Origin of the sequence: Allobosea sp. 47.2.35 (genome assembly GCF_024655635.1) — a bacterium.
Taxonomy (GTDB): Bacteria; Pseudomonadota; Alphaproteobacteria; order Rhizobiales; family Beijerinckiaceae; genus Allobosea.
Window position 1 is genome coordinate 231,463 of record NZ_JANLGI010000002.1, and the last position, 14,822, is coordinate 246,284.

14 protein-coding genes are annotated in these 14,822 nt (G+C 65.4%); 9 read left to right on the forward strand and 5 right to left on the reverse strand.

What is annotated here, in order from left to right; all coding sequences use genetic code 11:
• Positions 1-83: 83 nt before the first annotated feature.
• From NUV79_RS03725 to gatA, 3 genes are all read left to right on the forward strand, one after another.
• Positions 84-782, forward strand: coding sequence for a metal-dependent hydrolase (locus NUV79_RS03725; RefSeq protein WP_257731739.1), 699 nt, complete (start codon positions 84-86; stop codon positions 780-782).
• A gap of 114 nt (positions 783-896) precedes the next feature.
• On the forward strand, positions 897-1,184 hold the full coding sequence (gene gatC, locus NUV79_RS03730) for an Asp-tRNA(Asn)/Glu-tRNA(Gln) amidotransferase subunit GatC (protein WP_257731740.1): 288 nt from the start codon (positions 897-899) through the stop codon (positions 1,182-1,184).
• Between the two features lie 84 nt (positions 1,185-1,268).
• Positions 1,269-2,783, forward strand: a complete 1,515-nt coding sequence (gatA, locus tag NUV79_RS03735; protein ID WP_257731982.1) for an Asp-tRNA(Asn)/Glu-tRNA(Gln) amidotransferase subunit GatA — start codon at positions 1,269-1,271, stop codon at positions 2,781-2,783.
• 99 nt (positions 2,784-2,882) lie between these two features.
• On the opposite strand, the gene NUV79_RS03740 is transcribed toward gatA, so the two are convergent.
• The 3 genes from NUV79_RS03740 to NUV79_RS03750 all read right to left on the reverse strand — a co-directional run bounded on the left by NUV79_RS03740 (position 2,883) and on the right by NUV79_RS03750 (position 8,134).
• Positions 2,883-3,503, reverse strand: a complete 621-nt coding sequence (locus tag NUV79_RS03740; protein ID WP_257731741.1) for a glycine-rich domain-containing protein — start codon at positions 3,501-3,503, stop codon at positions 2,883-2,885.
• 166 nt (positions 3,504-3,669) lie between these two features.
• Complete coding sequence (locus tag NUV79_RS03745) at positions 3,670-6,858, reverse strand: efflux RND transporter permease subunit (RefSeq protein ID WP_257731742.1); 3,189 nt, start codon at positions 6,856-6,858, stop codon at positions 3,670-3,672.
• Positions 6,859-6,979: 121 nt separating this feature from the next.
• Positions 6,980-8,134, reverse strand: a complete 1,155-nt coding sequence (locus NUV79_RS03750) for an efflux RND transporter periplasmic adaptor subunit (RefSeq protein WP_257731743.1) — start codon at positions 8,132-8,134, stop codon at positions 6,980-6,982.
• A gap of 381 nt (positions 8,135-8,515) precedes the next feature.
• Between NUV79_RS03750 and gatB the strand changes: the two genes are divergently transcribed.
• The 4 genes from gatB to NUV79_RS03770 all read left to right on the forward strand — a co-directional run bounded on the left by gatB (position 8,516) and on the right by NUV79_RS03770 (position 11,852).
• Positions 8,516-9,997 carry an Asp-tRNA(Asn)/Glu-tRNA(Gln) amidotransferase subunit GatB gene (gene gatB, locus NUV79_RS03755; protein ID WP_257731744.1) on the forward strand — a complete coding sequence of 494 codons (1,482 nt, stop codon included), beginning with the start codon at positions 8,516-8,518 and terminating at the stop codon, positions 9,995-9,997.
• Between the two features lie 4 nt (positions 9,998-10,001).
• Positions 10,002-10,508 carry a GNAT family N-acetyltransferase gene (locus NUV79_RS03760; protein WP_257731745.1) on the forward strand — a complete coding sequence of 169 codons (507 nt, stop codon included), beginning with the start codon at positions 10,002-10,004 and terminating at the stop codon, positions 10,506-10,508.
• A 28-nt stretch (positions 10,509-10,536) separates the two neighbouring features.
• Positions 10,537-11,025 carry a GNAT family N-acetyltransferase gene (locus tag NUV79_RS03765; protein ID WP_257731746.1) on the forward strand — a complete coding sequence of 163 codons (489 nt, stop codon included), beginning with the start codon at positions 10,537-10,539 and terminating at the stop codon, positions 11,023-11,025.
• Between the two features lie 119 nt (positions 11,026-11,144).
• A complete protein-coding gene (locus tag NUV79_RS03770; RefSeq protein WP_257731747.1) occupies positions 11,145-11,852 on the forward strand; it encodes a glutathione S-transferase N-terminal domain-containing protein in 708 nt (235 codons plus the stop codon).
• A 111-nt stretch (positions 11,853-11,963) separates the two neighbouring features.
• Here the strand turns inward: NUV79_RS03770 and NUV79_RS03775 are convergent, their stop codons facing one another.
• Complete coding sequence (locus tag NUV79_RS03775; protein WP_257731748.1) at positions 11,964-12,350, reverse strand: DUF2147 domain-containing protein; 387 nt, start codon at positions 12,348-12,350, stop codon at positions 11,964-11,966.
• A gap of 353 nt (positions 12,351-12,703) precedes the next feature.
• On the opposite strand from NUV79_RS03775, the gene NUV79_RS03780 reads away from it, so the two are divergent.
• Both NUV79_RS03780 and ndk read left to right on the forward strand, forming a co-directional pair.
• Positions 12,704-12,973, forward strand: coding sequence for a hypothetical protein (locus NUV79_RS03780; RefSeq protein ID WP_248311519.1), 270 nt, complete (start codon positions 12,704-12,706; stop codon positions 12,971-12,973).
• A gap of 342 nt (positions 12,974-13,315) precedes the next feature.
• Positions 13,316-13,738, forward strand: a complete 423-nt coding sequence (gene ndk, locus NUV79_RS03785; RefSeq protein WP_257731749.1) for a nucleoside-diphosphate kinase — start codon at positions 13,316-13,318, stop codon at positions 13,736-13,738.
• Between the two features lie 110 nt (positions 13,739-13,848).
• On the opposite strand, the gene NUV79_RS03790 is transcribed toward ndk, so the two are convergent.
• Complete coding sequence (locus tag NUV79_RS03790) at positions 13,849-14,691, reverse strand: MipA/OmpV family protein (RefSeq protein ID WP_257731750.1); 843 nt, start codon at positions 14,689-14,691, stop codon at positions 13,849-13,851.
• Positions 14,692-14,822: the final 131 nt, after the last annotated feature.

Sequence of the window (14,822 nt, forward strand, 5' to 3'; positions counted from 1 at the left end):
CTCTCTGCGTGCAATGTCGACTTGGTCGGTGGCACGGATCGGCCTAGATAGGGGCCGGCATTTCGAAAGCCCGGAGCCTTCGCATGAAACTCACCTGGTACGGCCATTCCGCTTTCCGCGTCGATCTCGACGGTGCCGCTATCCTGATCGATCCGTTTTTTACCGGGAACCCGGCTTTCGAGGGTGATGTCGCCGCGATCTCCAAGGGCATCAGCCATATCGTCGTCACCCATGGCCATGGCGACCATGTCGGCGACACGCTCGACATCGCCGGGAAGACTGGCGCGACGGTGATCACGAACTACGACCTCGCGATGCATCTGGCCTCGCAGGGCCTGAAGAACTTCAGCCCGATGAACACCGGCGGCACCGTCGATCTCGGCCCGTTCAGTGTCACGCTCGTCCGCGCCGACCATTCGGCCGGCATGGGCGAGGGCGGCGTCAACGTCCCCGTCGGCAATGCCAATGGCGCGATCATCAAGGCCAAGGGCGAAAAGACGCTCTGGCACATGGGCGATACCGACATCTTCTCCGACATGGCGCTGCTCAGCGAGATCCATGGCGTCGAGGTCTGCATCTGCCCGATCGGCGACCGCTTCACCATGGGCGGCAAGGTCGCCGCGCTCGCCATGACGCGCTTCGTCAAGCCGAAGGTGGCGATCCCCGCTCATTACGGCACTTTCCCGATCATCGACCAGAATGCCGACGCCTTCGTCGCCGGCATGCAGGGCAGCGGCGTCAAGGTGGTGCTGCCGAAGAAGGGCGAGGCTTTCGCGGTCTGAACCGAAGAAACCAGCTTGATCGCTCAATGCTGATTTACGTTTGCCCGTTCGCCGCGCTATAGCGCGGCGAACCGTTTTCCGGCGCGTGATCCGCGCCCTATCCAGGAGTCCGCCATGTCGGTCGATCTCGCCACCGTCAAACGCGTCGCGCATCTCGCGCGCATCGCCGTGCCGGAGGCTGATCTGCCCAAGCTGCAAGGTGAGCTCAACGCCATTCTCGGCTTCGTCGAGCAGCTCAACGAGGTCGATGTCGACGGCGTCGAGCCGATGACCTCGGTGACACCGATGGCGATGAAGCAGCGCGAGGACGTCGTGACCGACGGCGAGATCGCCGACGCGATCGTCGCCAACGCCCCGGCTTCCGAAGACGATTACTTCATGGTGCCGAAGGTGATCGAGTAAGCGCGCCGCGCGCTTCTTCGATCATCCCGGAAGCGCGAGGCGCCATCCGGGATCGCCATCCGCATGCAGAACGGAATTGAAACCGTGACCGATCTCACCCGCCTGACGCTGACCGAAGCCCGCGACGGCCTGAAAGCCAAGACCTTCTCCGCGACCGAACTGACCAAGGCGCATATCGACGCCGTCGAGAAGGCGCGCGCGCTCAACGCCTATGTGCTGGAGACCCCCGAGCACGCCCTGAAGCAGGCGGCGGCTTCCGACGAGAAGCTCGCCAAGGGCGCGGCCGGCCCGCTCGAAGGCCTGCCGCTCGGCATCAAGGACCTGTTCGCGACCAATGGCGTGCGCACCACCGCCTGCTCGAACATCCTCGGCAATTTCGTGCCGGCCTATGAATCGACCGTGACGAGCCAGCTTTGGCGCGATGGCGCCGTGATGCTCGGCAAGCTCAACAATGACGAATTCGCCATGGGTTCGTCGAACGAGACCTCGGCTTTCGGCAATGTCGTCAATCCCTGGCGCCGCAAGGGTTCGAATGTGGGTGCCGGGCAGGGCGGTTCCGTCGAAGGCAACCATCTCGTGCCGGGTGGCTCGTCCGGCGGTTCGGCTTCGGCCGTCGCTGCCGATCTCTGCCTGGCCGCGACCGCGACCGATACCGGCGGTTCGATCCGCCAGCCCGCCGCCTTCACCGGCACGGTCGGCATCAAGCCGACCTATGGCCGTTGCTCGCGCTGGGGCACGGTGGCCTTCGCCTCCTCGCTCGACCAGGCCGGGCCGATCGCCAAGACCGTGCGCGACGCGGCGGTGATGTTGCGCTCGATGTCCGGCCATGATCCGAAGGACACGACCTCCGTTGACATGGCTGTGCCGGATTACGAGGCGGCCGTCGGCCGCTCCGTGAAGGGCATGAAGATCGGTATTCCCCGCGAATACCGGCTCGACGGGCTCAACGCCGAGATCGATGCGCTCTGGCAGCAGGGCATCGCCTGGCTGAAGGCGGCCGGCGCCGAGATCGTCGAGATCTCGCTGCCGCACACCAAATACGCCCTGCCGGCCTATTACATCGTCGCGCCGGCCGAGGCCTCCTCCAACCTCGCCCGCTATGACGGCGTCCGCTACGGCCTGCGCGAGCAGGGCAGGGACATCGTCGAGATGTACGAGAAGACCCGCGCCGCCGGCTTCGGCGCCGAGGTCAAGCGTCGCATCATGATCGGCACCTATGTGCTTTCGGCCGGCTATTACGACGCCTATTACGTCAAGGCCCAGAAGATCCGCACGCTGATCAAGCGCGATTTCGAGACGGTCTACGCGCAGGGTATCGACGCGGTGCTGACGCCCGCCACGCCGTCGGCCGCCTTCGGCATCGGCGAGAAGGGCTCAGCCGATCCGGTCGAGATGTACCTGAACGACGTCTTCACGGTGACGGTGAACATGGCCGGTCTGCCGGGCATCGCGGTTCCTGCCGGTCTCGACGCGCAGGGCCTGCCGCTGGGTCTCCAGCTTATCGGCCGCCCCTTCGACGAGGAGACGCTGTTCTCGCTCGGTGAGGTGATCGAGCAGGCGGCCGGTCGCTTCGCGGTCTCCGAGCGCTGGTGGGGCTGAGCGCTGCGCTCACCCCGAGGGACGATACTTCAAGAAAAGGGCCGCGCGAGCGGCCCTTTTGACGTTCATAGCCATGCCTGGCGGCGTGCCAGCGTGCTACTAGTCGCCGCCGCAGCTGCTGCCGTCACCGCTGCAGCTGGTGCCGCTTCCGCCGCAGCCGCCTCCCTTGCTGCGGTGCCGCCTGACCCAATCCAGGTGGTACATGAACCCTCCTTCGATCTTCAGCCGTTCGTCGATCGCGAAGAGGAGGGGGAGGCGGTTCGCCATCTCCGGATCGATACCCTCTTCCCGGCAGCACAGCTTCCAGACGCGGTAAAGGCCATGCTCGCCGGGCTTGCGTGGCGTGCCGTGGACCACTGCCGGCACATGATGCAGGAAGCGGCCGAAGGCTCGCTGGCAGAAGAGCTGGTAGTCGCGGGTGAAAAGGATGAACTCGTGCCAGAGATCGTCCACCACGCGTGACGGCATGGCGATAGCGCGCCCGCTTGAGTGCAGATAAGCGCGAAAGAACTGGCGCAGGCCTCGGGAGACCAGCTCGATCTCATCGGAAGTCAGGGTGGGGTGATGTTCGGCCAGTCGCTCGATCAGGCCAGGTGGCCAGGCATAGCTGTCGATGGCTTGCGTCCCGGCCTGCCGCTTGCGCTCGACGGTGACGTAGACGAAGCCGGCCGCCGCCATCCCGGCCGCGATCAGCGTGATGAGGATGGCGGGGGTCATCATCGCTGGCTCGAAGGCTCCGTCAGTCCGTCACGCAGCGATCCTGCCGACGGATATCGTCACCTTCTTGCTATCGAAACGCCCCGGAATCCAGAGGGCCGCCGGAAGGGCGGCCCTGAGGGAGAGAAGCATGTCCCTCCTCCACGAAGGAGGAGGGACCATTGATCGGTCAGTGCGCTGCCGTCGCCTGCGCGGCGGCCTTGCGCTTGTTCCCGCGCAGGTCCGCGAGCCAGCGCACCATCACATAGAACACCGGGGTGAAGATCAGGCCGAAGATCGTCACGCCGAGCATGCCGGAGAACACCGCGATGCCCATCGCCTGGCGCATCTCAGCACCGGCGCCGACCGAGACCGTCAGCGGCAGCACGCCCAGGATGAAGGCCATCGAGGTCATCAGGATCGGCCGCAGGCGGGTGCGGGCGGCGGCGATCGCCGCGTCGCGGCGGTTCATGCCCTCGTCCTCGGCCTGCTTGGCGAACTCGACGATCAGGATCGCGTTCTTCGCGGCGAGGCCGACGAGCACCACCAGGCCGATATCGACCAGGATGTTGCGGTCGAGCCCGGCATAGTTCACCCCGAACATCGCCGCCAGGATACACATCGGCACGATCAGGATGACCGAGAGCGGCAGGAGCCAGCTCTCGTAGAGCGCCGCCAGCAGCAGGAAGACGAACACCACCGCGAGGCCGAAGGCGACGACCGCAGTGTTACCCGCGAGCTTCTCCTGCAGCGCGATCTCGGTCCATTCGAAACCGAACCCGGCCGGCAGCCGCTCGGCCGCGATCTTCTCGACCGCCGCGATGCCCTGTCCAGTCGAGTAGCCATGCGCCATCGAGAGCTGCACTTCGGCCGCCGGATAGAGGTTGTAGCGCGGCACGCGATAGGCGCCGGTCGTGTCATGGAACGATGCGATCGAGCCGATCGGCACCATCTCGCCATCCGCGTTGCGGGTCTTGAGATTGGCGACGTCGCGGGTGGTCAGGCGGAACGGGTTGTCCGCCTGCGCGGTGACGCGATAGGTCCGGCCAAGCAGGTTGAAGTCGTTGATATAGGCCGAGCCCATATAGACCGACAGCGTTTCGAAGATGCGCGTGATCGGCACACCGAGCATCTCCGCCTTGGTGCGGTCGACATCGGCATAGATCTGCGGCGTCTTGGTCGAGAACAGTGTGAAGGGCTGCTGGATGCCCTGAACCTGTCCGGCCGAGCCGGCGACGACCCAGGCCGCGCCTTCGAGAGCCGCGAGCCCGCGTCCGCCACGATCCTGCACATAGCCCTTCAGGCCGCCGCCGGTGCCGATGCCGGGAATCGCCGGCGGCTCGATGACGAGCGTGAAGGCCTCGGGAATCGTGAACATCTGCTGGCGCAGGTCGTTCAGGATGCCGGCCGTGGTCAGGCCTTCCTTCTCACGGTCCTTGAACGGCGAGAGCGTCACGAAGGCGACGCCGGCATTCGGCGCGATCGTGAAGGTCGCGCCGTCAAGGCCGGCGAAGGCGACGGTATGGGCGACGCCCGGCCGCGACTGCAGCAGCTCGTTGGCCTTGCGAAGAACGGCATCGGTGCGCTGCAGCGAGGCGCCCGGCGGCAGCTGCATCGCGACGATGAAGTAGCCACGGTCGAGCTGCGGCACGAGGCCGGTCGGCGTCCGGCGGATGTCCCAGACGGTCGCCGCGATCAGGCCGGAATAGACGATCAGCAGGATCACCGCGATGCGGATGAGCCGCGAGGTGACACGGCCATAGGTGCGCGACAGCCAGTCGAAGCCGGCGTTGAAATAGTGGAAGAACCAGCGGATCGGCGCGCCCAGCTTGTAGAGGAAGCCGTGCTGCTCGTGCTCGTCATGCTTCTTGTGCGGCTTGAGCAGAACGGCCGACATCGCCGGCGAGAGCGTGAGCGAGACGAAGCAGGAGATTGCCGTCGAGGCCGCGATCGTGACCGCGAACTGCTGGTAGAAGGTGCCCTGCAGGCCGCTGATGAAGGCGGTCGGGATGAACACCGCGCAGAGCACGAGCGCGATCGCGAGCAGCGCGCCGCCGACCTCGTCCATGGTCTTGTGCGCCGCTTCCTTGGGCGAGAGGCCCTCGGCGAGATAGCGCTCGACATTCTCCACCACGACGATCGCGTCGTCGACGACGATGCCGATGGCGAGAACCAGCGCCAGCAGCGAGATCGTGTTGAAGGAGATGCCGACCGCGCTCATCACCAGGAAGGTGCCGACCAGCGAGACCGGGATCGCGACGATCGGGATGATCGCGGCGCGCCAGGTCTGCAGGAACAGGATCACCACGATCACGACGAGCAGGACCGCTTCAAGCAGCGTCCGCACGACCGCATCGACGGACTCGCCGATGAACTCGGTCGGGTTGTAGATGATGCGGTGCTCGAGGCCGACCGGGAACTGCCTGGCCATCTCGGCCATGGTCGCGACCAGCTTGTCGGAGGTCGCGAGCGCATTCGAGCCCGGGCGCTGGAAGACGCCGATGGCGACGGTGTTCTTGTTATCGAGATAGGCGTTGGTGGTGTAGTCCTGCGAGCCGAGCTCGACGCGGGCGATGTCGCGCACGCGGATCGTGCCGCCATCGGCATCGGCGCGCACGACGATGTTCTCGAACTCGGAGACGTCGGTCAGGCGGCCGAGCGTATTGACCGAGAACTGGAAGGCCTCGTCGGACTTTGCCGGCGGCTGATTCAGCGCGCCGGCCGCCACCTGCACGTTCGCGGCCCTGAGCGCGAGGACGACGTCGCCCGCCGTCAGGTTGCGCGCCGAGACCTTGGCGGGGTCCAGCCAGATGCGCATCGAGAAGTCGCGCGCGCCGAAGACCTGCACGTCGCCGACGCCGTCGACGCGGGTCAGCACGTCCTTCACGTAGAGCGAGGCGTAGTTCGAGATGTACTGTGCGTCGCGCGACCCGTCCGGCGAGATCATGTTGATGACCATCAGGAAGTCCGGCGAGGCCTTGCGGACCTGAATGCCGAGCGCGCGCACGTCCTGCGGCAGGCGCGCTTCGGCCTGCGAGACGCGGTTCTGCACCAGCACCTGCGCCTGGTCGACATCGACGCCGGCCTTGAACACCACGTTGATCGTCACCCGTCCGTCACCGGTCGACTGCGAGGTGATGTAGAGCATGTCGTCGACGCCGTTCACCTCCTGCTCGATCGGCGTCGCCACGGTGGCGGCGACGACCTCGGCCGAGGCGCCGGGATAGGTGGCGGTGATCGACACCGTCGGCGGGGCGATCTCGGGATACTCGGAGATCGGCAGCGAGCGCTGCGCGATGGCGCCGGCGATCGTCAGCAGCACCGAGAGCACGGTGGCGAAGATCGGCCGGTCGATGAAGAAATGGGCGAAGCGGAACATGGGTATGTCCTGGCCGGAATAAGGCGGGCGGGCGCCCGTTGGCGCCCGTGTTTCAGTGCCGGGCCAGGCATGGCCCGAGAAGCGGGCACCGGCTTTCGCGGAAAGCCGGTGCGTCAGGCGCTCAGTTCGTCGCTGCGACCTTGATCTCGCCCGGTTGCGGCGTCACCGGCACGCCCGGACGGACCATCGGATTGGCATTGCCGCCGATGATCACCTTGTCCTGAGCGGTGAGGCCGGAGCGGATAACCCGCAGGCCATCGCTGAGCGGCCCGAGCACGACCGGCTTCGGCACGACCTTGTTCTCCGGGCCGACCGTGAGCACGATCTTGTTGGCCTGGTCCGAGGCGATGACCGTATCCGGTACGAGCAGCGCATCGGATTCACCGGCGAAGAAGCGCAGGCGGCCGAACACGCCCGGCGTCAGGAACTGGTCCTTGTTCTCGAACACGGCCCGGCCCCGGATCGTCGCCGAGCGGGCGTTCAGCGCGTTGTCGAAGAAGTTGACCTTGCCGCTGCGGCCCCATTTAGGCTCGTCGGAGAGACGCACCTCGACCACCGCGCCGCTGTCCTTGGCGGCTTGTTCGCGCGGGTTACTCATCCGGGTATAGCGCAGGAAGTCAGCCTCCGAGATGTCGAAGGTGAAGTAGATCGGCGCCACTGCGACGATCGTGGTCAGCAGCGAGGCGCCCGACTGGCCGCCGGCGATCAGGTTGCCCGGATCGACGCGGCGGTTCGAGATGCGGCCGGCGAGCGGCGCGCGGACCTCGGTCCATTCGAGGTTGAGCTCGGCATTCTTCAGGTTCGCCTCGGCGCCCTGGAGCGAGCCGACCGCGCTGTTCAGGTTGGCGCGGCGCTGGTCGACGTCGCGGGCGGTGATCGTGCGGTTCTGCGTCAGGCCCTCGGCGCGCTCGACCTCGTTCTGGGCGAGGTCGACCTGGGCCTTGGCGCGGGCAACCTCGGCGCGGGCCACGTCCACGGCCAGTTTGTAAGGCCGCTGATCGATGGTAAAGAGCAGGTCGCCCTTCTGGACGAGCGAGCCGTCGCGGAAATGCACGCTCTCGATGAAGCCGGAGACGCGGGCGCGCACGTCGACCTGTTCGCTGGCCTCGAAGCGGCCGGTGAACTCGTCCCAGTTGGTGATGCGCTTGGCGAGCGGGGTGGCGACCTGCACCGGAGGAGCCGGCGGGGCTCCCTGCGCGGCTGCGTCGAACGCCGTCAGGGCTGTCGACGAGAGGGCGGCGGTGAGCACCAGACCGATGAAACGGCTGCGTGACATGACGGAACTCCGGGTAACGAGCCGGCACAACCAATGGGGGTTTCCGGCATTTTGCGCAAGAAGGGTCGGGGAGTGACGAATGTCAAGAACCATCACCCGTCAAATTGCGCGATATTGCGCCACATAAGCCATATTCCCGCCATCTGGTTGCAGGAGCGCAACGCGACGGGATGTCTCGGGGGCTCGTGAGGGCAGCTGCGGCGCAACGGAAGCTTGCCGCCCGCCCGCCGACATCGTAACGCGTAGGCGACTAGAGCACGCGCGGATCAGATTGCGTTGCAATCCGATCGGGTCACGCGTCCTCTACTATAACTCAGAGACGGATTCACCGATCAGGTTTCCACCTGATCGGATCCGGCTCTAGCCGATGGAAGAGTCCAGATGAACGCGCATGCCCGCCCCGCCGACCCGAAGAAGCTGATCAAGGGCGCGACCGGCGATTGGGAGATCGTGATCGGCATGGAGATCCATGCCCAGGTCACCTCCAATGCCAAGCTGTTCTCGGGAGCCTCGACCGGCTTCGGCGCCGAGCCGAACGAGCATGTCAGCCTCGTCGATGCCGCCATGCCGGGCATGCTGCCGGTGATCAACGCCGAATGCGTGAAGCAGGCCGTGCGTACCGGCCTCGGCCTCAACGCGCAGATCAACAACCGCTCGGTCTTCGACCGCAAGAACTACTTCTATCCGGATCTGCCGCAGGGCTACCAGATCAGCCAGTACAAGAGCCCGATCGTGGGCGAGGGCGAGATCGTCGTCGATCTCTCGCCGACCGAGCAGATCACCGTCGGCATCGAGCGGCTGCATCTGGAGCAGGATGCCGGCAAGTCGATCCATGACCAGCACCCGACGATGAGCTTCGTCGACCTCAACCGCTCGGGCGTCGCGCTGATGGAGATCGTCTCCAAGCCGGACCTGCGCTCGGCGGACGAGGCCAAGGCCTATGTCTCGAAGCTGCGCACGATCCTGCGCTATCTCGGCACCTGCGACGGCGACATGGAGAAGGGCAATCTCCGCGCCGACGTGAACGTCTCCGTGCGCAAGCCGGGCGACGCGCTCGGCACCCGCTGCGAGATCAAGAACGTCAACTCGATCCGCTTCATCGGCCAGGCGGTCGAGACCGAGGCGCGCCGCCAGATCGGCATCATCGAGGATGGCGGCACGATCGATCAGGAGACCCGCCTCTACGATCCCGGCAAGGGCGAGACCCGCTCGATGCGCTCGAAGGAAGAAGCGCATGACTATCGCTATTTCCCCGATCCGGACCTGCTGCCGCTCGAGTTCGACGATGCCTTCGTCGAGAGCTTGAAGGGCGCTTTGCCGGAGCTGCCGGACGCCAAGAAGGCCCGCTTCATCGCGACCTACGGGCTCTCGCCCTATGATGCCTCGGTGCTGGTCGCCGAGCGCGACCAGGCCGATTATTTCGAGGAGGTCGCCAAGGGCCGTGACGGCAAGGCCGCCGCGAACTGGGTCATCAACGAGCTCTTCGGCCGCCTCAACAAGGAAGGCAAGGATGTCACGACCTCGCCGGTCTCGGCCGCGCAGCTCGGCGGCCTCGTCGACCTGATCGGCGAGGGCGTCATCTCCGGCAAGATCGCCAAGGACCTGTTCGAGATCGTTTGGACCGAGGGTGGCGACCCCCGCGAGATCGTCGAGGCCCGCGGCATGAAGCAGGTCACCGATACCGGCGCCATCGAGAAGGCAGTCGACGAGATCATCGCGGCGAACCCCGACAAGGTCGAGCAGGTCAAGGCAAAGCCGACGATGCTGGGCTGGTTCGTCGGTCAGGTCATGAAGGCCTCGGGCGGCAAGGCCAACCCGCAGGCGCTGAACGAGATTCTTAAAGCAAAGCTCGGCATCGAGTGATCATGTGACACCCGCCGATCTCGTCATCCGCGACGCCGAAGCCGCCGATCTCCCGGCGGTCAGGGCGCTTTTGGTCGAGACCTGGCACGCCACCTATGACGGCATCTATGGCTGGCAGCGCGTCGCCGAGATCACCAACGCCTGGCACTCCCTTGAGAATCTGAAGGCCCAGCTCGGCCGTGACGAGGGCGTCTTCCTCGTCGCGCTGGTCGGCGAGGAGATCGTCGCGACGGCCTCCGCCCGGCAGGAGCGCGACGGCGCGGCCCTGCTGACAAGGCTCTATGTCCTGCCTAACCGGCAGGGCGTCGGCATCGGCCGCACCTTGCTGCAGGTCGCGCTGGCCTGCTTTCCCGAGGCGCCGGTGGCGCGGCTCGAGGTCGAGAGCCAGAACGAGCCGGCTATCACCTTCTACGAGCGCATGGGCTTCTTCCTGCAAAGGCAGGCGCGCTTCGACGGGCGCGACGACACGCCCAACACGCTCCTGATGGCGAAGCGGCTCTTCGTCGCCTGAGCGGGCTGCCAACGGACGAGACAGGCCTATGACGAAAACCGACACTTCCGACATTCGCATGCGCGAGGCGGTGAAGGCTGATGTGCCGCGCGTCGCAGAGCTGATCATGCATGGCGCCTCGGCGCAGAAGCGCACGCCGGACGAGATCGCGGCCGAGGCGCAGGACCCGATCTATCTCAAGGCCTTCGACGTCATTGCAGCCAATCCCTACAACACGCTCTTCGTCGCTGAACTGGAGGGCAGGGTCATCGGCACCTACCAGATCACCGTCCTGCCGGGCATGGCCGAGCGCGGCCGCATCCGTGCCAAGATCGAGAGCGTCCATGTCGCACCGGAATGCCGCGGTCGTGGCATTGGCGCGATCATGATGCGCCACGCGATCGCCTTCGCAACGGAGAGGGGCGTCGGCCTCGTCGAGCTGACCTCGCACAAGGCCAGGCCCGAAGCGCATCGCTTCTATAACAGCCTCGGCTTCGTGCAGAGCCATGAGGGTTTCAAGATGGCGCTCTCGCCCTGAGCGAGCCCGCCCTCACGGCATGGCGCGACCGCGCCGGAAGCGGGCCGTAGCCCCTTCCGGGGCCTTCGCAAGCTTCCTAGGTTTCGGAGTGAGGCCTCCCGCCTGAAAGGAAGCGACCGATGTCCGAAGCCCCCGCCAAGCCGATCGACCTCTACTACTGGCCGACGCCGAACGGCTTCAAGATCACCATCATGCTCGAAGAGCTCGGGCTGCCCTACACCGTCGTCCCTGTGAATATCGGCAAGGGCGACCAGTTCAAGCCGGACTTCCTGGCGATCTCCCCGAACAATCGCATGCCGGCCATCGTCGATCCCGACGGACCGGACGGCAAACCGATCTCGGTCTTCGAGTCAGGCGCGATCCTGCAATATCTCGGCCGCAAGACCGGCCAGTTCTACCCGAAGGACGAGCGCGGCCGTGTCGAGGTCGACGAATGGCTGTTCTGGCAGATGGGCGGCTTCGGGCCGATGCTTGGCCAGACCCATCATTTCCGCCTCTATGCGCCCGAGCCCGTGCCCTACGCGATCGACCGCTACACCAACGAGGCCAATCGCCTCTATGGCGTGCTGAACAAGCGTCTCGAAGGCCGCGACTATATCTGCGGTGAGTACTCGATCGCCGACATGGCCTGCATCGGCTGGGCCCGCGGCTGGGAAAAGCAAGGCCAGGATATCAGGCAGTTTCCGAACGTCGCGCGCTGGCTGGAGACGATGCTGGCGCGGCCCGCCGTGCAGCGCGGCATCAAGGTCGGCGAGGAGCTGCGCAACCCGGCCGGCATCAGCACGCCCGAGGAAAAGGCGATTCTCTTCGGCCAGAAGGCGCGCTGAGCGCGGGCCGTCATGCCCGGGCTTGACCCGGGCATCTCTGGGCGAGAGATCCTCGGTTCTGCGCTTCGCTTCGCCCGAGGATGACGTTTCCCCGCCTATGGCGTGAAAACGTCAGTTCGACCGGTTCCACTTCACTGAGCGGCAGATCAACCCGCCCATCACGCAGCCGGCCGTGGTCAGCGTGCTGCCCGAGAGCGTCATCGTTCCCGAATAGGTCTTGCCGTCCTCCGGGTTGAAGGCGCTGCCGCTCCACTTGTTCGCGCCGTTCGGCTTCATGTCGTAGAAGATGCGCTGGCCGACCTTGGCCGGCCCCTGCTCGTCCTTGAGCCAGGAGAGCGAACCGCAGAGCGCGTCGCCGCATTTGGTGAAGCGCACGCGCGAGGCGCCGGTGTCGCGCTCCCAGGTGCCGACGACTTCCTGCGCCGCAGCAGTCGAGACGCTCGCCAGCAGGCCAAGCGCAGCGAAGGCCGCGAGCTTCGATCCCGTTCCGTGATGCATTCGATCCTCCCCGTGTTCGACCAGCTATCCTGCATGGTTCAGATATGAACCATATCGCGGATTTTGCTGACCTCCAAGCTGCCGTAGCGGAAGAGGTTTCCGCTGCTTCCGCTGCGCAAGGTGAATCCATTCTCAATGTGCACAGACATGACGTTAGATCAGGGTATTGAAACAACGCGTCTTTTCGAGATTCCGAGATGAATCCTTCGTTGATTTAACCGGCTGATTACGTCTCGTTGAGACTCGATTCATCGCGAAATTTAGGACGCATTTTATGGGTCCGGCCCACTCTCGCACTCATCAGCCGGGGCCTTTGGACGGGTGGCCGGCACAACGACAAGAGGGTGGTTGTCATGGCACGCATGGAGATGAGCGCTGTTCCCGCTTCGCTGGTGATCCCGGCGGAGGTGTCGGCGGAAGCCTATTACGAGCTGGGCCTGATGCATGCTTCCGGGCGCGCCGGGGCCGTCGATCTGGTCAAGGCGCAGATGTGGTTCAACGTCGCCTTCGCCCGTGGCTGTGCCCGTGCCGCGGCGCATCGCCAGGAGCTGGCGCTCGAAATGGATCGCGACCAGATCGCTTCGGCGCTGCGTGAGGCCCGCGCCTTCCTGACGCGGCACTGAGCCACGTTGAGCAACCCAGGAATGGCGCGCAGCCGTCGCGCCGTTCAGAACGCCGCGATGCCACCTGAGGGCGGGGGTTGGTTGCCCCTGCGATCCCCAGTGATGGAATCCGGCGTCACGGACAGGATTTGACAAAGCAGCGCCAGGCAACTGGCGAAGGCGAGACCAATGAGCAGCATAGGCAGGCTCCTCGTCGTCAACGCCTCAATCTAGCATCGAATTGATCCGCCGGCTCATCGATTCCGGGCATGACAGCCCTGCGCACGAGCCTTGTGGGGTGCGAAGGCGGCAGCTATAAGCGCGCCGCATTTCCTTTTCCGTACCCGTTCCAAGGATCGATCGATGGCTGTCCAGCGTACCTTCTCCATTCTCAAGCCCGACGCGACGAAGCGCAATCTCACCGGCGCGGTCAACGCGGTCATCGAGAAGGCTGGCCTGCGCATCGTCGCGCAGAAGCGCATCCAGATGACCAAGGCCCAGGCCGAGACTTTCTATGCCGTGCACTCGGCCCGTCCGTTCTTCGGCGAGCTCGTCGAGTTCATGACCTCCGGCCCGGTCGTCGTGCAGGTTCTGGAGGGCGAGGACGCCATCGCCAAGTACCGCGAAGTGATGGGCGCCACCAACCCGGCCAACGCCGCCGAGGGCACTGTCCGCAAGCTCTTCGCCCTCTCGGTCGGCGAGAACACCGTGCACGGCTCGGACGCGCCTGAGACCGCCGCGATCGAGATCGCGCAGTTCTTCTCGGGCAACGAGATCGTCGGCTGATTTCAGCCACCTGCTGAAAAGCAAGAAGGCGGGCCGGAAACCGGCCCGCCTTTTCTTTTGCGTATCGCGCACCGTGGCGGGGCGTGGCCCCGCTCCGGCGTTGCGGCTTCTCAGAGCCCGAAGGAGTAGTTCATCCCGGTGTCGAACGAATAGCTCGCCGACAGGCCGAAGGTGAACGAATCGCGTGAGCCGAACGGCCTGACGATCGGGGAGCGCGTGGCATCGCCGACGAGGCGCTTGTACTCGACATAGGCCGTGGTCTTGAGCTGCTCCGACCAGTGATAGGTGACCTGTGCCAGCGCGCCATAGGTATGGATGCCGGTATTGAAGCGCTGCAGCAGGCCGCCCGTGCCCGGCATGGCGCCGTTCGTGCCGAAATAGGTGCGGACATAGTCGGCGGAGGTGATCCGCATGCGCGGGCCGACGCCGAGCGTCCACTGGCCGATCGTCGAGAAGGCATCGAGCTTGAAGTCGGCGACGACGCCGTCATGCGCGGCGATGCCGCGGCGCAGGTCGACGCGGCCGCGCAGCCAGGATGTCGGGTAGAACTCGGCGAAGCCGCCGAGCTCGGCGCCGAACTTGGTGGCCGGCACTGCGACGAGGGCCGGATTGACCTTGGCCGAGCGCTTCCAGAGCAGGTCGCCCGAGAAGCCGATGCGCCAGCCCTGGCCGGAGAAGACGCCGATGCTGAGCATCGCGTCGTCCTCGGCGCTCCACCAGGTGCTCTTCAGGCCGCGGCCGAGCGAGATGATCGGGCGTGCCCGGAAGACGTAGTCGTCCGAGCCGGTATAGTCGGGCTGATAGCGTACGCCGGCACCCAGCGTGATGTACCAGTTCTGCGCCGACTGGGGCGAGGTCAGGGTCGAGTAGTCCCGCGACTGTGCCTGGGCATGGCCAGGCAGCGACAGGGCAAGGCAGGTCGAAAGACCGGCCAGATACGCAACGCAACGCATAATCCAGAACTCCGACGCTATGGCGTCTCCGATAGGCGATGCCTGCAATCTGGCGAACGAGATTTAATGCGCGGTTAAGGTTCCCATTTCGTTATTTTAAGGGATCTTGCGCATCTCGGCGGCCTCTAGTC

Excerpts from the sequence above, each read along its gene's own strand:
- NUV79_RS03765 (WP_257731746.1), top strand. The coding sequence starts at position 10,537 with ATGACGAAAACCGACACTTCCGACATTCGCATGCGCGAGGCGGTGAAG.
- NUV79_RS03745 (WP_257731742.1), bottom strand. The coding sequence starts at position 6,858 with ATGTTCCGCTTCGCCCATTTCTTCATCGACCGGCCGATCTTCGCCACC.
- gatC (WP_257731740.1), top strand. The coding sequence starts at position 897 with ATGTCGGTCGATCTCGCCACCGTCAAACGCGTCGCGCATCTCGCGCGC.
- NUV79_RS03780 (WP_248311519.1), top strand. The coding sequence starts at position 12,704 with ATGGCACGCATGGAGATGAGCGCTGTTCCCGCTTCGCTGGTGATCCCG.
- NUV79_RS03775 (WP_257731748.1), bottom strand. The coding sequence starts at position 12,350 with ATGCATCACGGAACGGGATCGAAGCTCGCGGCCTTCGCTGCGCTTGGC.
- NUV79_RS03750 (WP_257731743.1), bottom strand. The coding sequence starts at position 8,134 with ATGTCACGCAGCCGTTTCATCGGTCTGGTGCTCACCGCCGCCCTCTCG.
- NUV79_RS03725 (WP_257731739.1), top strand. The coding sequence starts at position 84 with ATGAAACTCACCTGGTACGGCCATTCCGCTTTCCGCGTCGATCTCGAC.
- ndk (WP_257731749.1), top strand. The coding sequence starts at position 13,316 with ATGGCTGTCCAGCGTACCTTCTCCATTCTCAAGCCCGACGCGACGAAG.
- NUV79_RS03740 (WP_257731741.1), bottom strand. The coding sequence starts at position 3,503 with ATGATGACCCCCGCCATCCTCATCACGCTGATCGCGGCCGGGATGGCG.
- gatB (WP_257731744.1), top strand. The coding sequence starts at position 8,516 with ATGAACGCGCATGCCCGCCCCGCCGACCCGAAGAAGCTGATCAAGGGC.
- NUV79_RS03770 (WP_257731747.1), top strand. The coding sequence starts at position 11,145 with ATGTCCGAAGCCCCCGCCAAGCCGATCGACCTCTACTACTGGCCGACG.
- NUV79_RS03790 (WP_257731750.1), bottom strand. The coding sequence starts at position 14,691 with ATGCGTTGCGTTGCGTATCTGGCCGGTCTTTCGACCTGCCTTGCCCTG.